The organism is Burkholderia sp. 4M9327F10 (genome assembly GCF_005503145.1).
Lineage (GTDB): Bacteria > Pseudomonadota > Gammaproteobacteria > Burkholderiales > Burkholderiaceae > Paraburkholderia.
This window is the reverse complement of the sequence record NZ_SCNV01000004.1, coordinates 24,897-44,324: the sequence shown is the minus strand read 5'-3', so window position 1 is coordinate 44,324 and position 19,428 is coordinate 24,897. Positions and strand designations below refer to the sequence as shown.

At 63.0% G+C, this 19,428-nt stretch carries 18 protein-coding genes; 1 reads left to right on the top strand and 17 read right to left on the bottom strand.

What is annotated here, in order from left to right; genetic code table 11:
• Window positions 1-75: 75 nt before the first annotated feature.
• A complete protein-coding gene (locus tag FFS45_RS05980; RefSeq protein ID WP_137953806.1) occupies window positions 76-999 on the bottom strand; it encodes a histone deacetylase family protein in 924 nt (307 codons plus the stop codon).
• A 242-nt stretch (window positions 1,000-1,241) separates the two neighbouring features.
• Between FFS45_RS05980 and mltB the strand changes: the two genes are divergently transcribed.
• On the top strand, window positions 1,242-2,597 hold the full coding sequence (mltB, locus tag FFS45_RS05975) for a lytic murein transglycosylase B (protein WP_171029581.1): 1,356 nt from the start codon (window positions 1,242-1,244) through the stop codon (window positions 2,595-2,597).
• Window positions 2,598-2,734: 137 nt separating this feature from the next.
• On the opposite strand, the gene cysM is transcribed toward mltB, so the two are convergent.
• The 16 genes from cysM to FFS45_RS05895 all read right to left on the bottom strand — a co-directional run bounded on the left by cysM (window position 2,735) and on the right by FFS45_RS05895 (window position 19,385).
• The gene (gene cysM / locus FFS45_RS05970) at window positions 2,735-3,637 is read right to left on the bottom strand and encodes a cysteine synthase CysM (RefSeq protein ID WP_137953805.1); all 903 of its coding nucleotides are present in this window, start codon (window positions 3,635-3,637) and stop codon (window positions 2,735-2,737) included.
• 346 nt (window positions 3,638-3,983) lie between these two features.
• The gene (locus tag FFS45_RS05965) at window positions 3,984-4,367 is read right to left on the bottom strand and encodes a helix-hairpin-helix domain-containing protein (protein ID WP_137953804.1); all 384 of its coding nucleotides are present in this window, start codon (window positions 4,365-4,367) and stop codon (window positions 3,984-3,986) included.
• 77 nt (window positions 4,368-4,444) lie between these two features.
• On the bottom strand, window positions 4,445-5,437 hold the full coding sequence (gene rfaD, locus FFS45_RS05960) for an ADP-glyceromanno-heptose 6-epimerase (RefSeq protein WP_137953803.1): 993 nt from the start codon (window positions 5,435-5,437) through the stop codon (window positions 4,445-4,447).
• Window positions 5,438-5,514: 77 nt separating this feature from the next.
• A complete protein-coding gene (rfaE1, locus tag FFS45_RS05955; RefSeq protein WP_249362675.1) occupies window positions 5,515-6,522 on the bottom strand; it encodes a D-glycero-beta-D-manno-heptose-7-phosphate kinase in 1,008 nt (335 codons plus the stop codon).
• Entirely contained in the window at window positions 6,488-7,891 is a 1,404-nt protein-coding gene (locus FFS45_RS05950; protein WP_137953801.1) for a UDP-glucose/GDP-mannose dehydrogenase family protein, read from the bottom strand. The genes rfaE1 and FFS45_RS05950 overlap by 35 nt, the downstream gene beginning before the upstream one ends.
• 38 nt (window positions 7,892-7,929) lie before the next feature.
• Window positions 7,930-9,105, bottom strand: a complete 1,176-nt coding sequence (gene lapB / locus FFS45_RS05945; RefSeq protein WP_137953800.1) for a lipopolysaccharide assembly protein LapB — start codon at window positions 9,103-9,105, stop codon at window positions 7,930-7,932.
• Between the two features lie 61 nt (window positions 9,106-9,166).
• Entirely contained in the window at window positions 9,167-9,460 is a 294-nt protein-coding gene (locus FFS45_RS05940) for a LapA family protein (RefSeq protein WP_137953799.1), read from the bottom strand.
• A 301-nt stretch (window positions 9,461-9,761) separates the two neighbouring features.
• Window positions 9,762-10,088, bottom strand: a complete 327-nt coding sequence (locus FFS45_RS05935; RefSeq protein WP_074300394.1) for an integration host factor subunit beta — start codon at window positions 10,086-10,088, stop codon at window positions 9,762-9,764.
• Window positions 10,089-10,120: 32 nt separating this feature from the next.
• Window positions 10,121-11,854, bottom strand: coding sequence for a 30S ribosomal protein S1 (gene rpsA, locus FFS45_RS05930; RefSeq protein ID WP_137953798.1), 1,734 nt, complete (start codon window positions 11,852-11,854; stop codon window positions 10,121-10,123).
• A gap of 178 nt (window positions 11,855-12,032) precedes the next feature.
• Window positions 12,033-12,719, bottom strand: a complete 687-nt coding sequence (gene cmk / locus FFS45_RS05925) for a (d)CMP kinase (protein WP_137953797.1) — start codon at window positions 12,717-12,719, stop codon at window positions 12,033-12,035.
• A 34-nt stretch (window positions 12,720-12,753) separates the two neighbouring features.
• On the bottom strand, window positions 12,754-14,058 hold the full coding sequence (gene aroA, locus FFS45_RS05920; RefSeq protein WP_137953796.1) for a 3-phosphoshikimate 1-carboxyvinyltransferase: 1,305 nt from the start codon (window positions 14,056-14,058) through the stop codon (window positions 12,754-12,756).
• A gap of 18 nt (window positions 14,059-14,076) precedes the next feature.
• The gene (locus FFS45_RS05915; RefSeq protein WP_137953795.1) at window positions 14,077-15,018 is read right to left on the bottom strand and encodes a prephenate dehydrogenase/arogenate dehydrogenase family protein; all 942 of its coding nucleotides are present in this window, start codon (window positions 15,016-15,018) and stop codon (window positions 14,077-14,079) included.
• Between the two features lie 81 nt (window positions 15,019-15,099).
• Window positions 15,100-16,212, bottom strand: a complete 1,113-nt coding sequence (hisC, locus tag FFS45_RS05910; protein ID WP_137953794.1) for a histidinol-phosphate transaminase — start codon at window positions 16,210-16,212, stop codon at window positions 15,100-15,102.
• 64 nt (window positions 16,213-16,276) lie between these two features.
• Window positions 16,277-17,359: a prephenate dehydratase gene (gene pheA, locus FFS45_RS05905; RefSeq protein ID WP_137953793.1), complete on the bottom strand. Its 1,083-nt coding sequence runs from the start codon at window positions 17,357-17,359 to the stop codon at window positions 16,277-16,279.
• 58 nt (window positions 17,360-17,417) lie between these two features.
• A complete protein-coding gene (serC, locus tag FFS45_RS05900) occupies window positions 17,418-18,500 on the bottom strand; it encodes a 3-phosphoserine/phosphohydroxythreonine transaminase (protein ID WP_137953991.1) in 1,083 nt (360 codons plus the stop codon).
• 276 nt (window positions 18,501-18,776) lie between these two features.
• Window positions 18,777-19,385 carry a DUF2059 domain-containing protein gene (locus FFS45_RS05895; protein ID WP_137953792.1) on the bottom strand — a complete coding sequence of 203 codons (609 nt, stop codon included), beginning with the start codon at window positions 19,383-19,385 and terminating at the stop codon, window positions 18,777-18,779.
• Window positions 19,386-19,428: the final 43 nt, after the last annotated feature.

Here is a 19,428-nt window from a genome sequence, read left to right as displayed (position 1 = left end):
CCTGCCCGGCGTTCAACGCCGCCGGTCCAGTGCGCCTGTCGACGGGCGCCTGCCCGCCCGGTCCCACAGCGCAGTTCAGATTCCCGCCAGCGCCCGGATGTGCGCCACCACACTGCGACCGAGCGCCGACAGGTTGTAGCCGCCTTCCAGGCAGCTCACGATCCGTCCGCGCGCATAGCGATTGGCGATCTCGCGAACCTGATCGGTCAGCCATGCGTAATCGTCCTCGACGAGCCCCATGTTGCCGAGATCGTCCTCACGGTGCGCATCGAAGCCTGCCGACACGAAGATCATCTCCGGCTTGAACGCATGCAGGCGCGGCAGCCACAGCATGTCCACTGCCTCGCGCACTTCCATCCCCTTCGAGCGGGCCGGCATCGGCACGTTGACCATATTGGGCGCCTGGTTGTCGGCTCCGGTGAACGGATAAAACGGATGCTGGAAGAAGCTGCACATCAATACACGTGAATCGCCCGCGAACGCGGCTTCCGTGCCGTTGCCGTGATGGACGTCGAAATCGACGATCGCCACCCGTTGCAGGCCATGCACATCCAGTGCGTGGCGCGCGGCAACCGCGACGTTGTTGAAGAAGCAGAAGCCCATTGCGCGTGCCGGCTCGGCGTGGTGGCCAGGCGGGCGCACGCTGCAGAACGCGTTGTCGTAACGGCCTTCGATAACGGCGTCGGTGGCGGCCACCGCGGCGCCCGCCGCGCGCAACGCGGCTTGCCAGGTATGCGGGTTCATCGACGTGTCCGGATCGATCTCGGCGTAACCCGACTCCGGCGAGCGGCTGCGAATGTAGTCGACGTGCGCCTGGGTATGCACGCGCAGCAGCGCGGCCTCCTCGGCAAGCGGCGGCGCTTCGCGCTCGATCAGCGCGTCGATGCGGCTTGCGATCAGTTGATCTTCGATTGCCTGCAGGCGTGCCGGAGATTCCGGATGCCATTCGCCCATCTCGTGAAGCAGGCAGTCTGCGTGGGAATAAAAGGCCGTTGCCATGACTCTCTTCTGCGGCGCGGCGCGCGAAACGCGCGGCGTGTCTCCATCCAAAGGCGCATACATAAGGCACGCGAGGTGCATAAGACGCGCCCAACAACGTCAAGTTACCACACCATGCGCCCCGAACGCGCCGTAGCAACGGTTCTGCACAGTTCTGCAATGGGCCTCGGGTATACTGCCCCCAATCCTTCCATCTTCTTGCGCCACCTTCCGGCTCTCTCGCACCACGCTCCCAGTTCACTATGATCGTCAAGCTTGCTCTGTCCGCACGAAACCGGCTATGCACCCAGAACGTGGCCGCCGCACTGTCCGTCGCATGGTGCGTGTTCGCAGCAGCCAGTCCAGCCGAGGCACAGACCGGCGCGCCCAAAACGCCGCTGCTCGTCACCCAGGCGCAGCCGCAACAACCGGTGCCGCAAGGGCAGACGTTCGAAGAAGAAATCATTCCGCAGCGCTATGCGAACAACCCCGATGTCGATGGCTTCATCAACGACATGGCGGCGCGCTACGACTTCGATCCGGCCGCGCTGCACACGCTGTTCGCCAGCGTCAGCTACTCGGCGACCGCAGTCAAGCTCGTCACGCCTTCACCCACACCGTCCATCAAGAACTGGCGCGCTTACCAGTCGCGCTTCCTAGACCCGATCCGCATCAACGCGGGCGTGCGTTTCTGGCGCAACAACCAGGCAACGCTGCAGCGCGCCTATGAGGAATTCGGCGTGCCGCCGGAAGTGATCGTCGGCATCATCGGCGTGGAGACCATCTACGGCCGCTTCATGGGTAACTTCCGCGTGCTCGATGCGCTGACCACCCTCGCCTTCGATTACCCGAACACCCCGAACCGCGCGGACCGCGAGCAGACCTTCCGCAAGAACCTCGAAGACTATCTGGTCTGGACCCGCGACTCGCAAATCGATCCGACCACAGTGCTCGGCTCATACACGGGCGCGATCGGCATTCCTCAATTCCTGCCGAGCAGCATCGTGCAGTACGCGATCTCGTATGACGGCAACAAGCAGATCGACTTGCGCACCAGCCAGGCCGACGCGATCGGCAGCGTGGCGAATTATCTGAAACAGAACGGCTGGGAGAATGGCCGGCCGGTGGTGTGGGACATCAGCCCGGACCCAGGCAGCCAGGGCATCGCGCAGGCCGGCGCCGACGGCCAGCCCGAACCGCACTGGCCGCTCGAGCAATTGACGCGCGCCGGCCTGCTGGTAAGCGAGCCGGGTCTCGATATGGCCGCCGAAGCCGGCACGCCAGTCACGATCGTGGATCTGCCCTCGCCGGGGCTGCCCACCGAGTACAAGCTGGGACTGAAGAATTTTTACGTGCTGACGCGTTATAACCGCAGCTTCTTCTACGCACTGGCGGTGTATCAGTTGGGCGAGAAGATCAAGGCACAACTGGAAGCGTCAGGCGATCTGGACAGCAACGGCGCGCCGGCCTCAGTGCCGCCGCCCTCGGTTCCGCCCACCTACGCTCCGCCGGCCACGGCGCCTGCACCGATGGCTGTGCCCGCCCCGGCAACCAGCCCGGTTCCCGCGCCAATGCGCATGCCGGCTCCTGTGCCTGCCCCCGAACCGGACACGCAATAAGCGCGAGGCAATCGGTTCTATCCGTTCGGATTGCCTGATCGGACTCGCCCAAACGAAAAAAAAGCGCCGGTGCTAGCCGGCGTTTTTTGTTTGGTGAGGTTTGGCGAAACGCGAGGCACACTCGCGCCCCGGGGCGATCACGCAGGAAACACGCCCGTCGACAGATAACGGTCACCGCGATCGCAAACAACAAACACGATGGTCGCGTTCTCGACTTGCCGTGCGATTCGCAATGCCACTTCGCACGCGCCCGCCGAGGAAATACCGCAGAAGATCCCTTCGACCGCCGCCATCTTGCGCGCCATCGCTTCCGACGCGGCCTGACTCACGTTCTCGACCCGGTCGACGCGGCTACGGTCAAAAATCTTCGGCAGATACGCTTCCGGCCACTTGCGAATACCCGGAATACGCGAGCCTTCTTCCGGCTGCGCGCCGATAATCTCGATAGCCTCATTCTGCTCCTTCAGATACTGCGACACGCCCATGATCGTACCGGTGGTGCCCATGGCCGAGACGAAGTGCGTAATGCGTCCCTCGGTTTCCTGCCAGATTTCCGGCCCGGTGGCTTCATAGTGCGCGAGCGGATTGTCCGGGTTCCCAAACTGGTCGAGGATGATGCCCTTGCCTTCGCGCTGCATCTGCTCGGCGAGATCACGTGCGTATTCCATGCCGCCCGTGACCGGCGTCAGCACAATCTGCGCACCGTACGCGGCCATGCTCTGACGTCGTTCGACAGACAGGTCTTCCGGCATGATCAGCACCATCTTGTAGCCGCGGATGGCGGCTGCCATGGCCAGCGCGATGCCGGTGTTGCCGCTGGTCGCTTCGATCAGCGTGTCACCCGGCTTGATGCGGCCGCGCGACTCGGCCTTCTTGATCATCGACAGTGCCGGGCGGTCCTTCACCGAACCGGCCGGATTATTGCCCTCCAGCTTGCCGAGGATCACGTTGTTGCGGCTGCGGATCTCGTCGTCAGGCAGGCGGACGAGCTGGACGAGCGGCGTATTGCCGATCGTGTCTTCAATCGTTTTGTAAGCCATATTCGGGTGCGGGGCTGTCGCTGGGCAATGTCGTTAATTGAACGATTCTAAACCACCGTGCGCCGGCCTGCCGCGCGGCCCTGCTAACGGCATGGATGCAACGCTCGCGCGGCATAGGTATATAACGCGGCGATATAAGGCGCCATGCCATGCAAAAAACCCGCGGCAGAGTACCGCGGGAGCCAGTCATCCGAGTGACGGCTGAAGGAGTGTCATGTGCCGACTCCAGTCAGAAAGGAAAACCTGCGAGATGGCGGCGCAGCCGCAACCACGCACGGCTGCCTGGCGGCCCCGTGCGAGCGCCTGAAGCACGGGCCGCCCGCCTGGGGTTGATGGTGGCATACGCTTATTTCTTCACCACCACAGTAGCGTCGCTCTTTTGCCCACCGGCAGCCGGGGCGGCATGCGCCGCAGAGGTCGCGGCCTTGCCCTGCGCAGGCGCCGCAGCCTGTACGCCAGCAGCAGCGCCAGCCGGACCGACAGCGAGACCCTCCGCCTGCAGGCGCTCGACGGTATGCCCGCCCATGCCCTTGACGCGCTTGCTGAGGTCTGTGGGATCCTTGAACGGACCGTGCGCGTCGCGCTCTTCGAGGATTGCCTTGGCCTTGGCAGGGCCGATGCCCTTGATGCTGCGCAGCGCAGCCTCATTGGCCGAATTGATGTCGACCGCCGCGTAGGCGTGACCGAACGCGGCGAGCATTGCCGCGGTAACCATGATTTTTCGCAACATATGGAATCTCCCTCTTACTACTGGCCGGTGACGACCACCAGCCAGGAGATTCCAGTTTAGAGAGGTCTGCGAAGGATTTATAGCTGGCCGGATAGCCAACGCACGTAGCGGTCCACACCTTCCTGCACGCTCAGGAACGGAGCGTCGTAACCGGCCGCGCGCAGCTTCGTGAGGTCGGCTTGCGTGAAGCACTGGTACTTGCCGCGCAGCGCATCGGGAAACGGAATGTACTCGATCAGCCCGCGCTGCACCTGCTCGGCAAGCGAGAGCGGCGCTTCGTTATTCAGCGCGCGCAACGTGTTGACCACGGTGGTTGCAATGTCGTTGAATGGCTGCGCCCGGCCGCTGCCGAGATTGAAAATGCCCGACTTCTCCGGATGATCGAAGAAGTGCAGGTTGACCTTCGTCACGTCTTCGACGGAGACGAAATCGCGCGTCTGCTCGCCCGCGGCATAACCGTTGTATTCGCCGAACAGCTTGACCTTGCCCTCGGCGCGGAACTGGTTGAAGTTGTGGAACGCCACCGACGCCATGCGCGCCTTGTGCGTCTCGCGCTGGCCGTAGACGTTGAAGTAGCGAAAGCCGGCGATCTGGCTTTTCGCGCCAGGCAGCACGCGGCGGATCACCTGATCGAACAGGAACTTCGAATAGCCGTAGACGTTGAGCGGCTGCTCCACTTCGCGCTCTTCCACGAAGCGGCTCGAGCCGCCGTAAGTGGCCGCCGAGGATGCATACAGGAACTGCGTGCCTTGCGCGAGGCACGCGTCGAGCACCGCGCGGCTGTAGCGGAAGTTGTTGTCCATCATGTAGCGGCCGTCGGTTTCCATCGTGTCCGAACAGGCGCCTTCGTGGAACACCGCGCGCACCTTGCCGAAGTCGCCACGCGCAAAGCGTTCGACAAACTCGGTCTTGTCGAGATAATCGTCGATCTCGCAATCGACCAGGTTCTTGAACTTGTCAGCGCGCGTGAGATTGTCGACCGCGATGATGCGTTGTTCACCGCGCTCATTGAGCGCCTTCACGAGATTGCTGCCGATAAAACCGGCTGCGCCGGTGACGATGAGGGTCATGGTCGTTCTGTCCCAAAATTGGGTTCGACTGACGCCCGCCGCTCGCGCCGCATGCGGGCGCGAGGTGGCGTGCGGCATTACTGAAAGAGTTCGTCGTAGTCGACGGTAGCGGTGCCCAGCTTGCCGACCACGATGCCGGCCGCGCGGTTCGCCAGAGCCACGGCATCGACGAGCGACAGGCCCGCGCCGAGCATCACGGCCAGCGTGGCGATCACGGTGTCGCCCGCACCCGAGACATCATACACTTCGCGTGCTACGGCCGAGGCGTGCAGGATGCCGTCGTCGGAGAAGAGCGTCATACCCTCTTCGGAGCGCGTCAACAGCAGCGCCTTGAATTCGAGTTCGGTGCGCAGCTTCGTCACACGGGCGGTCAGGTCTTCTTCCGACTTCCACTGCCCGACCACCTCGCGCAACTCGGCGCGGTTCGGCGTAATCAGCGTGGCGCCGCGGTAGCGCTCCCAATCGTCGCCCTTCGGGTCGACCAGCACCGGCTTGCCGGCCGCGTGCGCCTTGGCGATCATCTTCGTGACGTGCGTCAGACCGCCCTTGGCGTAATCGGACATCAGGATCACGTCGTGCGCGGGCAGCAGTTCGTCGAAGCGCGCCAGGCTCGCAAGCAGCACCTCGTGCGCGGGTGTGTTCTCGAAGTCGACTCGCAGCAACTGCTGCTGACGCGACAGCACGCGCAGCTTGATGGTGGTCAGCAGGGCCGGGTCGCGCTCCAGATGCGGCGCCACACCGCTGTCGTCAAGCAACTGGACGATGCGCTCGCCGGGCTCGTCGTGCCCGACCACACACAGCAGCCCGGCTTGCGCGCCGAGTGCGACCGCGTTGCGCGCGACGTTCGCGGCGCCACCCAGGCGGTCTTCCTGCTTCTGCACATGCACCACCGGCACCGGCGCTTCCGGGGAAATGCGATTGACGTCGCCGAACCAGTAACGGTCGAGCATCACGTCGCCTACCACCAGCACACGCGCGCCGGCGAGCCGCGCACGCGGCACGGCACCGGCATCGGGTGCGGTAGCGGTAGCGGCGGATTCGGTTATTGGCTTAGACATTGGCTGCGAGTTCGGTGAGTTGGACATAGGGACGTCCGATCGAGTGGTAATCAATGCCCAGTTCGGTCATCGTTTCCGGTTCGTAGAGGTTGCGGCCATCGAAGATAAGCGGCGTCTTCAGCACCGATTTCAGGTGCACGAAGTCCGGGCTCTTGAACTCCTTCCATTCGGTGACGATCACGAGCGCATCCGCGCCGGTGAGGGTCTCATTCTGGGTGCTCGCAAAGTGCAGACGAGCCATCTGCTCCGGCACGTCGTGCAGATCGATTGCGAACACGCGGCGCGCCTCGGTGACTGCAACGGGATCGTACGCCTGCACGTTGGCGCCGCGCGCCAGAAGCTCGGCAATGATGCGCCGGCTTGGCGCTTCACGCATATCGTCGGTGTTCGGCTTGAACGCGAGACCCCACACGGCAAAAGTGCGGCCGCTCAGATCGTCGCCGAGCTTGCGGGTGATCTTGCGCACGAGCACCTCCTTCTGCTCGTGGTTCACCGCTTCGACAGCTTCGAGGATGCGCAGGTTGTGGCCGCTTTCGCTCGCGGTGCGCACCAGCGCCTGCACGTCCTTTGGGAAGCACGAACCGCCGTAGCCACAGCCGGCATACAGGAAGTGATAGCCGATGCGCGGGTCCGAACCAATGCCGCGGCGCACCGCTTCAATGTCGGCGCCGACGCGGTCAGCCAGGTTCGCCATCTCGTTCATGAAGGAGATGCGCGTGGCGAGCATCGCGTTCGCCGCGTACTTCGTGAATTCCGCCGAGCGCACATCCATGTAGAGCGTGCGTTCGTGATTGCGGTTAAACGGCGCGTACAAACGCTTCATCAATTCGCGCGCGCGCTGGCCGGCGTCATCCTCGTCGTGGCCAAGCACGATGCGATCGGGGCGCATGAAGTCGTCGACCGCCGCCCCCTCTTTCAGGAATTCTGGGTTCGAGACAACCGAGAAACGATGCTGCTCGCTGTCGGTGAGGCCACGCTTCGTCAGTTCTTCTTCGACCACCGCGCGTACCCGCTGCGCTGTGCCGACGGGAACCGTGGACTTGTCGACGATCACCTTGAAGCCGTTCATGGTGCGGCCAATATTGCGCGCGGCTTCGAGAACGTACTGGAGGTCCGCCGAGCCGTCTTCATCAGGCGGCGTGCCGACCGCGATGAACTGCACGTCGCCGTGCGCAACGCTCGCCTCCACATCCGTCGAAAACGTGATGCGCCGCGCTGCCCGGGTCCGCGCGATGATTTCCTGCAAGCCCGGCTCGTGAATGGGCACGCCGCCGTTATTGAGGATCTCGATCTTGCGCGGATCGACGTCCAGACAGAAAACGTCATGGCCGATTTCGGCCAGGCACGCGCCAGTAACAAGGCCGACATAGCCCGTGCCGATGATGGTGATTTTCATACGCGTTCCGGTAATGGATTCCGGTGATGGTTTCCGGTTCAGCTCGACGCCGTAATCGGCTCGACCCGGCGCGGGGCATAGGTTTCCCAGCCACTGCAGCCCGGACACTGCCAGTAGAAAAGGCGTGCCCGGAAACCGCAATTCTGGCACGTATACCGTGGCAGATTTTTGGTACGCTGCCTGATCAGTGTGCGCATCAGTTCCAGTTCACTGCGCCGCGGCTCTTCCGCGGTGGCTTGCTGGGCTTCGAGCAGGCGGGTCATGCCAGCCAGGTTGGGCGACTTTTGCATTTGCGAGCGCGCCAGCGCATGCGCCGCGTCCTGACCCCGCAAGGCCGCCACGTGCTGATAGGCGACATCCAGCAGGTCGTTTGAAGGATAGCGGTCCACCCACGTGGTCAGCAAATCCGCACCGTCTTCCGGTCTGCCGAGCGCCTCGTAGGCCTTCATCAGCTTTTCGGCGACGAGTGGCAGATAGGCGGAATTCTGCTCCTCGACCTGCAACCATTGCGCGATTGCCGCTTCCTGCGCGCCGCCCGCCATATCCACGTCGCCGGACAGAATGGTGGCGCGGACGCTGTGCGGATTGGCCTTCAGCGCCAGATGCAACTGGCGGCGCGCCTCGTCCGGTTTTTTCTGTTGCAGCGCTTCCTGGGCCAGTTCGCAATGGAACTGGGCGATTTCCTTGTCCAGCGACTCGGCGCCCATCGTTTCGAGGTGGCGCGCCGTGTCGATCGACTTGTTCCAGTCCTTCTCGATCTCGTAGATGGTCAGCAGCGCGCGCTGGGCGCCCAACGCGTAGTCCCCGCTTTCGAGTGCGCGGAACGTCTCTTCGGCACGGTCGAGCAGACCCGCCTTCAGGAAGTCCTGACCCAGTTCATAGGCCGCGTGGTCGCGCTCCGTCACGGGCAGATCGGCGCGACTCAACAGGTTCTGATGCACGCGGATCGCGCGGTCAGTCTCGCCACGCCGACGGAAAAGGTTGCCAAGAGCAAAGTGCAACTCGATGGTTTCGGGGTCGAGCTTGACGACCTCGATAAACGCATCGATCGCTTGGTCGGGTTGTTCGTTAAGAAGAAAATTGAGGCCGCGGAAATACGAACGCGGCAGATTGGCGCTCTCGGACAGCAGCGTCTTGAGGTCGTAACGCGCGGCCATCCAGCCGAACGCGAAGGCGACGGGTACGACGAGCAGCCACCAGAAGTCTAGATCCATGCGATTGATCGGGAGTACAGAAACAAAAAGCCGCGCACCTCGGCGCGCGGCATGGGAAAACCTAGATCAGCGGCGGCAGCGGCGGCGTTTCGACCACCGCCGGGGTTTCGCGGGCCACGCGCAACTCGCGCTTCAGACGCCCGTTCTCGAGGCGCAGACGGAACACCGCCGGCGCCGCCGATACCAGTCCGGCCAGCAGGCCGACCACAAAGAACGCCAGGCCGATCAGGATCAGCGGAGCGGACCAGGCGTAGCCGGCCAGGAAATTCAGCGTAGCGGTTTGCGTGTTGGAGAGTGCGAGCACCAGCAGGAGCACGAACACCAGAACGCGGATCAACCAGACGATAAATTTCATGAATAAGGTCTCTTGACGGCAGTTGCGGTAGGACGCCGGCTGGATGACGCGCATCGCGCCACGGTCTCGCCCGCGCCGAAGTGACCCGTATTGTAATGGATGGCCCCGCCGGTGGGCACCCACAAGCCGTTTGCCTGCGCTTACACGTGGTTTGCCTTGCGGATAAAAATCCCGGTGGCCGCAGGGCGCCAAAAGCGCGGACGAAAAAAAAGCGCCCGAAGGCGCTTTTTCTGGTCTTTTGCCGTCTGGCTTTGGCCGCTGACGCTACCAATGCCGCGCTGCAAAACGAGCAGCAGAGCATTTACAGGTCGTCGTCATCCGGCTCTTCAGCCTTCAGCGGCTCGCCCGAACGTCGATCTACCCGCTCGCGCAGTTCCTTGCCCGGCTTGAAATGCGGTACGTACTTCTCAGGTACCAGCACCTTCTCGCCCGACTTCGGATTCCGCCCGACGCGGGAAGGACGACGATTGAGGCCGAAGCTGCCGAAGCCGCGAATTTCGATGCGATGGCCGTTGGCCAGAGCCTCCGACATCGCATCAAGCATCGTCTTCACCGCGAAATCCGCATCTTTAAGAACAAGTTGCGGAAATCGCGTAGCCAGCTGGGCGACCAATTCCGATTTGGTCATACTGCAGCAGACCTCTCAAGAAAGCCCAAGGCTTACTGGTTCTGGCCGTCGAGCTTGGCCTTCAGCAGCGCGCCGAGGTTCGTCGTGCCGGTAGCAGCCGTGCTCGAGTCCGACGAAGCCAGGCCGCGGATCGCTTCCTGTTGCTCAGCCGAATCCTTCGCCTTGACCGACAGGTTGATGCCACGCGACTTGCGATCGATGTTGATGATCATCGCGTTGACCTTGTCGCCTTCCTTCAGCACGTTGCGAGCATCTTCCACGCGGTCTTGTGCGATTTCCGAAGCACGCAGGTAGCCTTCGACTTCCGCCGACAGCTGAACCACTGCACCCTTCGCGTCCACCGTCTTGACCACGCCGTCGACGATCGAACCCTTGTCGTTCATTGCAACGAAGTTGCTGAACGGGTCGCCTTCGAGCTGCTTGATACCCAGAGAAATGCGTTCCTTCTCGACGTCGATGCCGAGAACGATCGCTTCCACTTCGTCGCCCTTCTTGTACTTGCGAACGGCTTCTTCGCCCGTTTCCGACCACGACAGGTCCGACAGGTGAACCAGACCGTCGATGCCGCCCGGCAGACCGATGAAGACGCCGAAGTCGGTGATCGACTTGATTGCGCCTTGCAGCTTGTCGCCCTTCTTGAAGTTGCGGCTGAAGTCGTCCCACGGGTTCGGCTTGCACTGCTTCATGCCGAGGCTGATACGGCGGCGGTCTTCGTCGATTTCCAGAACCATGACTTCGACTTCGTCGCCCAGCTGCACAACCTTCGACGGTGCAACGTTCTTGTTGGTCCAGTCCATTTCCGACACGTGGACGAGGCCTTCGATACCCGATTCCACTTCGACGAATGCGCCGTAGTCGGTGATGTTGGTGACCTTACCGAACAGGCGCGTGCCCGACGGGTAGCGGCGGGAAATGCCTTCCCACGGATCGTCGCCCAGTTGCTTGATGCCCAGCGAAACGCGGTTCTTTTCTTGATCGAACTTGAGGATCTTCGCGGTGACTTCCTGGCCAACCGACAGCACTTCCGACGGGTGACGCACACGACGCCATGCGATGTCGGTGATGTGCAGCAGGCCGTCGATACCACCGAGGTCCACGAACGCGCCGTAGTCGGTGATGTTCTTGACCACGCCTTCCACGATCGCGCCTTCCTTCAGCGTTTCGAGCAGCTTGGCGCGTTCTTCGCCTTGCGTTGCCTCGATCACGGCACGGCGCGACAGCACGACGTTGTTACGCTTGCGGTCGAGCTTGATGACGCGGAATTCCAGCGTCTTGCCTTCGTACGGGGTCGTGTCCTTGACTGGACGCGTGTCGACCAGCGAACCCGGCAGGAATGCGCGGATGCCGTTGACCATGACGGTCATGCCGCCCTTGACCTTGCCCGTAATCGTGCCGGTCACGAGTTCGTTGTTGTCGAGAGCCTTTTCCAGCGACAGCCACGAAGCCAGACGCTTCGCCTTGTCGCGCGACAGGATGGTGTCGCCATAGCCGTTTTCCAGCGCGTCGATCGCGACGGAAACGAAGTCGCCCGCCTGCACTTCTACCTCGCCCGCGTCGTTCAGGAACTCTTCGAGCGGGATGTAGGCTTCGGACTTGAGACCAGCGTTGACGACCACGAAGTTGTGGTCAACGCGCACGACTTCGGCGGAGATCACTTCGCCGGCGCGCATGTCTTGCTTGGTCAGCGACTCTTCGAACAGAGCCGCAAAAGATTCGGTATTCGGGGTAGAGGTTTGCAGGTCGGACATAAAAATCGAAATTTGCATGGTTTTCGCGGTGCCCGGCTGACCGGATGGTCAAGCAATGACGGCTAAGGTGCGAATGCCACGCGGGGTTAAGGGGTTAAAACACGCTCCACGCACCTGCGCGAAGCACCTACACAACAACAGACTGCCTTTACTGCCGGTTTCCCTTCCGCGCTTTGTGCTGCTTTCGTACTGCATTTCACGCGGAAGGCTGAAGCGCCTGGTACCACTGCACCACCTGATCGACCGCCTGGTCGACCGACAATGCGGAGGTGTCCAGCAGCTTCGCATCTGCCGCAGGCTTGAGTGGCGCGGCTGCGCGCTGACTGTCGCGCTCGTCGCGTTCACGCAAATCCCGGAGCAAGTCATCTATATTAGCAGAAAATCCTTTTTGGATCAATTGCTTATACCGCCGGGTGGCGCGTGCCTCGGCGCTGGCGGTCAGAAACACCTTGAGCACCGCGTCCTGGAAGATCACCGTACCCATGTCGCGGCCGTCCGCGACCAGTCCCGGTTCCTTGCGAAAAGCCCGCTGACGGGCCACCAGCGCGGCTCTCACGGGTGCGTGGACGGCGATTGCCGAGGCCCGTTTGCCGATTTCCTCGGCGCGGATCTCGCTCGACACGTCGACGCCGTCCAGCTGCGCGAGCCCCTCGCGAAACGTGATATGGAGGTCGTCGATCAGCTTGGCAAGGGCTTCGGCATCGTCCGGCGCGATGCTGTAACGGACGCTGGCCAGCGCGGCGAGCCGGTACAGGGCGCCGCTATCCAGCAGGTGGAAGCCGAGATTGGCGGCTACCAGCGCGGCCACGGTGCCTTTGCCGGAGGCAGTCGGGCCGTCGATCGTAATGACGGGCGTCTGGTGAAAGGGACGGGTCGGTTTCATCGAAAAAGTCGCACGTCGGGTCGATTCGGTCGAATCAAGGTTGAGCCAGCGCGATGAAGCGCTCGAAATAGTCTGGGAAGGTCTTGGCAACGCACTTCGGGTCGTTGATCCGCACCGGCACGCCACCGAGGCTCACCAGCGAGAAACACATCGCCATGCGGTGGTCGTCGTAGGTGTCGATAGCGGCGTTCGGCGTCAGCGCTTCAGGCGGCGTGACGGCAATGTAGTCCTCGCCCTCCACCACCTTCGCGCCGACCTTGCGCAGCTCGGTCGCCATCGCGGCCAGCCGGTCGGTTTCCTTGACGCGCCAGCTCGCGATATTGCGCAGCGTGGTCGTGCCGTCCGCGAACAGCGCGGCCACCGCAATCGTCATGGCCGCGTCCGGGATCAGGTTACAGTCCATATCGACCGGCTCCAGCTTGCCGTGATCGTGGCCGACACCGCGCACCTCGATCCAGTCTTCGCCCATCGTCACGTTGGCGCCCATGCGGATCAGCGCGTCGGCAAAACCGACGTCGCCCTGGATGCTGGCCCGGCCAACCCCTTCGACGCGCAGCGGACCGCCCCCCAGGGCGCCTGCGGCGAGGAAATACGAGGCGGACGAGGCATCGCCCTCCACCATGATCTTGCCCGGCGACTGGTAGCGCTGGCCGGACGGCACGGTGAACTGGTGCCAGCCATGGCGCTCCACCTGAATGCCGAAGCGCTCCATCAGTTTGATCGTGATCTCGATATAGGGCTTGGAAATCAGCTCGCCGTCCACCTGCACCACGGTCACGCCGCTCTCGGTGCGCAACAGCGGCAGCGTCATCAGCAGCGCGGTCAGAAACTGGCTCGACACGTCGCCTTTCACGCGGATCGGCGCCTCGACGGCAATCTGCCCCGCGCGAATGCGCAGCGGCGGATAACCTTCGTTCTCCTCGTAATCGATCCGTGCGCCGATCTGGCGCAAGCCGTCGACGAGATCGCCGATCGGCCGCTCGTGCATGCGCGGTACGCCATGCACGCGATAGTTGCCGCCGTTGACCGCCAGCGCCGCCGTCAGCGGGCGCACAGCCGTGCCGGCGTTGCCGAGAAAGAGATCGGCGGTCTTGGCCGTGAACGCGCCACGCGTGCCGGTCACGACGCACTCGTCGCCCTCGCGCTTGAGCTTCACGCCGAGTTTTTCGAGCGCTTCGATCATGACGCGTGTGTCGTCGGAATCGAGCAGATTGGTGATTGTGGTTTCGCCCTCGGCCAGTGCCGAAAGCAGCAGCACCCGGTTCGAAATGCTCTTTGAGCCTGGCAGGCGAATCGTGCCGGACGCACGGGAAAACGGTCCGAGATCGAGGTATTCCATGATTGAGTCCAGTTCCGGTTATTTCGCGGGATCGGCCGCGGCGGCGAGCGGCGCACGCTGTTCCTGCCATTCGGTGCGCGCCACGCGCGAACGCGCGAAGACGGCCTCAAGCGCGGCGCCATCTGCTGCCTCAACCGCGGCGCGCAGACGGGCCAGCACTTCCGTGTAGGCGTCCAGTTCGTCGAGCAGCGCGGCGCGGTTGGCCACACAGATATCGCGCCACATTTCGGGGCTCGACGCGGCAATCCGCGTGAAGTCGCGGAAGCCGCCTGCGGCGAAGGAAAATTTCAGTGCTGCATCGGGCGAATTGAGGATCTGCTCGACCAGCGCAAACGACAACAGGTGCGGCAGATGACTCACCGACGCAAAGACGCGGTCGTGCTGCCCGGCGCTCATCTCGTGCACCAGCGCGCCGGTGGCGCGCCACAGCGCGGCGACGCGCTCCACCGCCGCCGGCGCATTCTCGGGCAAGGCGCACAGAACCACGTTGCGGCCCACATAGAGATCCGGCAAGGCGGCATCCACCCCGCTCGATTCACGCCCGGCAATCGGATGACCCGGGACGAATTGACCGATCCGTTCGCCCAGCGCGGCACGCGCCGCCGCAACGACATCGGACTTGGTGCTGCCCGCGTCGGTGACGATGGTGTCGGCGTCGAGAAACGGCGCGATGCGTTCGAGCAGCGGCTGGGTCTGCGCCACAGGCGCTGCCAGCAACACGAAATCCGCGCCGGATAGCGCGGCCTGCAGCGCTGCGTCGTCGGCGAGCGCGGCGCTAGCGTCGATCACGCCCAGTTCGAGCGCGCGCGCCGTCGAGGCCGGCGTGCGGCCCACGCCGATCACCGTGCGCGCCCCGGCCACGTCGCCGCGCTCGCGTAGCGCGCGGGCGAGCGAGCCGCCGATCAGGCCGACACCGAAAATCACCAGCTTGTTAAAAGAGAACCCAGCCACGTCGATCAAAGAGAAAAGCGCACCATCGCAAGAAACGCTGGTGCGCGGGTCAAAAATCTCGCGCTCGGTCCGAACGCCCGGCGCGGCCAATCAGGCCGGCGCGAGCGTCTTTTCGAGCGCGGCGATGAACGCTTCGTTTTCTTCCGGCAGGCCGATCGTGACACGCAGCCATTGCGGCAAGCCGTAGTTGCCGACCGGACGCACGATCACCCCCTGCTTGAGCAAGGCGAGATTGACGCGGTTACCCGCTTCGTCGTCATTGCCGACACGCACCAGCACGAAGTTGCCGGACGACGGCACATATTCGAGACCGAGTTTGTCGAACGCCTGGGTCAGACGGCGATAGCCCTGCGCATTCAGCGCCGCACTCTTTTCGAGGAAGGCCGCGTCGTTCAGAGCCGCGATTGCCGCAGCCTGGGCCAGCGTGTTTACGTTGAACGGCTGGCGCAAACGGTTCAGCAGATCGGTCAGGGCCGACTGCGCAATCGCGAAGCCGACGCGCAGGCCCGCCAGGCCATACGCCTTCGAGAACGTGCGCGAGACCAGCAGGTTGGGGAACCGGCGCACCCAGGCGATCGAGTCGTAGCGCTTTTCCGGCGCCAGGTATTCCGTGTACGCCTCATCGAGCACCACGACCACATTGCTCGGCACCTTCTCCAGGAACGCTTCGAGCGCCGGGCCTTCGATGAACGTGCCGGTCGGGTTGTTCGGGTTGGCGACGAAGATCAGGCGGGTGTCGTCAGTGATCGCGGCCAGCATCGCGTCGAGGTCGTGGCCGTGTTTAACCGCCGGCACCACGATGGCGCGCGCGCCCAGGCCTTGCGTGGCGAGCGCATACACCGCGAACGAGTACTGCGCATAGACGATTGACTGGCCCTTCTCCACCAGCGCGTGCGCGGCGATTTCGAGGATGTCGTTGCTGCCGTTGCCGAGCGTGATCCAGTCAGCCGGCACGTCGTAGCGGCTGCTCAGCGCCGCCTTCAACTCAAACGCGTTCGCGTCCGGATAGCGGCCCAGTTCGCTTGCGGCCTGCGCCATGGCGCGCTGCGCCGACTCCGGCATACCCAGCGGATTCTCGTTCGACGCGAGCTTCACGATGTTCGCCTCGTCGAGACCAAATTCGCGGGCCACTTCCGAAATCGGCTTGCCGGCGATATAAGGCGCAATCGCGCGCACATAGGAAGGACCGAAAGGCGTTGTCATGAATATCTCCGGATCGACTAATTGAAGTAATGGGTAAGGTTCAGCGTAGGGCGGTGCCTGGATGTCAGCGGGAGCACGGGTACGAGCCCAGAATCTTCAGAAACTCGGCCTTTTCGCCGAGTTCGGCCAGCGCCGCCGCAACCGGCGCATCGTCGCGATGACCTTCGACGTCAATATAGAAGTAGTACTCCCACGTGCCGATGCGCGCCGGCCGCGACTCGAAGCGCGTCATCGACACGCCGTGGCGCGCCAGCGGTTCGAGCAGCTTGAACACCGCGCCTGGCTCGTTGGCGACCGAGACGATCAGCGAGGTCTGGTCATTGCCGCTGACGCCGGTCGGCTCCTTGCCGATCATCACAAAGCGCGTGCGGTTATGCGGATCGTCCTGGATCAGCGCGTGAGCAATCTGCAGGCCGTAGTGGGCGGCCGCACGGTCGCCGGCAATCGCCGCAACGGTCGGGTCGCCGGCGGCAAGCCGCGCGCCTTCGGCGTTGCTCGCTACCGCCTGGCGCTCCAGATGCGGCGCGTTCGACGCGAGCCAGCCCTGGCATTGCGCAAGCGCCTGCGGATGCGCGCACACGCGCGTCACGCCAGCCAGGTCGCCGCTCAAGGTCAGAAGATTGTGATGAATCGGCAAAGCGAGTTCGCCGCCGATCAGCAATTGCGTTTGCAGCAGCAGATCGAGCGTGCGCGACACGGCGCCTTCGGTCGAATTCTCCACCGGCACGACGCCGAATTCGGCGGCGCCGGCTTCGACCGAACGGAACACTTCGTCGATCGACGGGCACGGCAAGCCTTCGATCGACTGACCGAAGTACTCGTGCATGGCCTGCTCGCTATAGGTGCCCACCGGGCCGAGATACGCAGCCTTGATGGTCTTTTCGAGCGCGCGGCTCGCCGCCATGATTTCGCGCCAGATCGCGCTGATGTGGTCGCTGGCGAGCGGCCCGTCGCTCATGTCCTGCAAGCGCGCGATCACCTGCTGTTCGCGCTCCGGCCGGAACACCGGCGCGTTGAAGTGCTTCTTGACCTCGCCGACTTCGAGCGCAATCGCGGCCCGCTGGTTGAGCAGCGCGATCAGTTGTGCGTCGATCGCATCAATGCGTTCGCGCAACGGTTTGAGTCGGGTATTAAGTTCGTCGTCCATGCGTAAAACGGCTCTGCCGGGAAACTGCGTGAAGGGATGCGCGCGCCTCAAGCCACGCTTAAGCGCTGCGCTGCTCGAATTCCTTCATGTACTCGACTAGCGCTTTAACGCCTTCGAGCGGCACCGCGTTGTAAATCGACGCCCGCATGCCGCCGACGGACTTGTGGCCCTTCAGCTGCACCAGCCCGCGCGCTTTCGCGCCGGCCAGGAAATCTTCGTTGCGCGTTTCGTCCGCGAGAAAGAACGGTACGTTCATCCGCGAACGCGACGTGCGTTCAACCTTGTTCAGATAGAAGCTGCTTGCATCGATGGTGTCGTAGAGCAGCTTCGACTTTTCGATATTGCGCGCTTCCATGGCGGCAAGACCGCCCTGCTTCTTCAGCCATTTGAACACCAGCCCGGCGATATAGATCGCATAGGTGGGCGGCGTGTTGTACATGGAATTGTTCGCGGCGACCGTTTTCCATTCGAATGCCGACGGGCACACGGTCATCGCGCGGTCCAGCATGTCTTCGCGCACGATCACCACGGTGACGCCGGCCATGCCGATATTCTTCTGCGCTCCACCATACAGTACCCCATATTTGGCGATGTCCATGGGGCGCGACAGGATATGCGAGGACGCATCCGCGACCAGCGGAACATTGCCGAGATCGGGGATTTCAAAGGTTTCGACGCCGTGAATCGTCTCGTTCGTGCACAGATGCACGTAGGCCGGATCATCAGACAATTGCCATTCGGCACGCGCCGGAGCACGGGTAAAACCGTCTGCAGTTTCGCCGGTGGCGGCGAGATGGACGGTGCCGTACTTCTGCGCTTCCTTGAATGACTTCTGCGACCACGACCCGGTCACCACGAAGTCGGCACGCGGCTTCGAACCGAACAGGTTCATCGGCACGATGGCGTTTTCGCCCAGACCGCCGCCTTGCAGGAACAGGATGCGATGGCTGGCGGGCACCTCGAGCAGCTCGCGCAGATCGGTCAGCGCTTCCTCGTGGATCGACATGAATTCTTTGCCGCGATGACTCATTTCCATCACGCTCATGCCGCTGCCGTGCCAGTTGAGCATCTCGTCGGCTGCGAGGCGCAGTACTTCTTCGGGCATGGCCGCAGGTCCGGCCGAGAAATTAAAGACGCGCATCGTGAAGTCCCTGAAGCAGGCGCGTGGCAAAGAAGCCATGCAAATTCGCGCCTGAAAAGAAAATGGCCGTCTGCGCATATGCGCAAACGGCCATTATCGCATTGACGCCGCAAGCCCGCCAAACCCGGCCGCCAGACCCCGGCGCCGCATGACGCCCAAAGCCGGTCGGTCAATCGCCGGTGCCGGCCAGGCGGATACCTGCCAGCCGGCTGCCGGTTACTGCGGGTTAAGCGGCTACCGATGCTGCGGGCACCGGCGGCGACAGCAACAACCTGCTTACTTGGCCGGCTTGACCGACGCGACTTCCTGGTCAGCCTGAGCGCGAGTTGCCTTGATCGATTGCGGCATGTACTTCTGCATCAGACCGTTCACGACGTCGCGGCCAACCTGGTCTTGAACCTGGATGAACTTGCGGCCAGTCGGGCTCTTGTAGAACGCCGTCAGATCCTTGATTTCCGAGGTCGAGTAGTACTTCGCGTAAGCGTCGTACTGAGCTTGCATTGCGTCTTGACGGAAGCCGTCCGTTGCGAAGACCTGGCCTGCCGAGTCAACCAGCTTCGGCACAGCGTTCTTCTGCAGCGTCGGGACGGAAGCTTGCTTCTGCTTGTCCGTCATCGTCTTGTTTTCGCTCAGAGCGTCCGACAGGATAGCCGGAACCAGTTGCTTAGCTTGCATTTGAGCGCTGTTACCGATTGCGCCGACGAGCTTTTGCGCGTCGATCGCGTCCAGCAGATCCTTGATGGCAGCCTGCTTGGCCGGATCAACCGGCGCTGCAGCAGCGGTGCTGTCAGCAGGAGCAGCCGTCTGATTCTGAAGTGCTTGCGCCATCGCGAAGGTCGGCACGAAAGCAGCCAGCAACATCAATTGTTTGAATCGTTTTTGCATCATTACTCCCTAAGAGAAATTAGTCGAACTGCTTGCCGCGCGG

Coding starts and splice junctions, on each gene's coding strand:
- FFS45_RS05980 (WP_137953806.1), bottom strand. CDS start 999: ATGGCAACGGCCTTTTATTCCCACGCAGACTGCCTGCTTCACGAGATG.
- mltB (WP_171029581.1), top strand. CDS start 1,242: ATGATCGTCAAGCTTGCTCTGTCCGCACGAAACCGGCTATGCACCCAG.
- cysM (WP_137953805.1), bottom strand. CDS start 3,637: ATGGCTTACAAAACGATTGAAGACACGATCGGCAATACGCCGCTCGTC.
- FFS45_RS05965 (WP_137953804.1), bottom strand. CDS start 4,367: ATGTTGCGAAAAATCATGGTTACCGCGGCAATGCTCGCCGCGTTCGGT.
- rfaD (WP_137953803.1), bottom strand. CDS start 5,437: ATGACCCTCATCGTCACCGGCGCAGCCGGTTTTATCGGCAGCAATCTC.
- rfaE1 (WP_249362675.1), bottom strand. CDS start 6,522: ATGTCCAACTCACCGAACTCGCAGCCAATGTCTAAGCCAATAACCGAA.
- FFS45_RS05950 (WP_137953801.1), bottom strand. CDS start 7,891: ATGAAAATCACCATCATCGGCACGGGCTATGTCGGCCTTGTTACTGGC.
- lapB (WP_137953800.1), bottom strand. CDS start 9,105: ATGGATCTAGACTTCTGGTGGCTGCTCGTCGTACCCGTCGCCTTCGCG.
- FFS45_RS05940 (WP_137953799.1), bottom strand. CDS start 9,460: ATGAAATTTATCGTCTGGTTGATCCGCGTTCTGGTGTTCGTGCTCCTG.
- FFS45_RS05935 (WP_074300394.1), bottom strand. CDS start 10,088: ATGACCAAATCGGAATTGGTCGCCCAGCTGGCTACGCGATTTCCGCAA.
- rpsA (WP_137953798.1), bottom strand. CDS start 11,854: ATGCAAATTTCGATTTTTATGTCCGACCTGCAAACCTCTACCCCGAAT.
- cmk (WP_137953797.1), bottom strand. CDS start 12,719: ATGAAACCGACCCGTCCCTTTCACCAGACGCCCGTCATTACGATCGAC.
- aroA (WP_137953796.1), bottom strand. CDS start 14,058: ATGGAATACCTCGATCTCGGACCGTTTTCCCGTGCGTCCGGCACGATT.
- hisC (WP_137953794.1), bottom strand. CDS start 16,212: ATGACAACGCCTTTCGGTCCTTCCTATGTGCGCGCGATTGCGCCTTAT.
- pheA (WP_137953793.1), bottom strand. CDS start 17,359: ATGGACGACGAACTTAATACCCGACTCAAACCGTTGCGCGAACGCATT.
- serC (WP_137953991.1), bottom strand. CDS start 18,500: ATGCGCGTCTTTAATTTCTCGGCCGGACCTGCGGCCATGCCCGAAGAA.
- FFS45_RS05895 (WP_137953792.1), bottom strand. CDS start 19,385: ATGCAAAAACGATTCAAACAATTGATGTTGCTGGCTGCTTTCGTGCCG.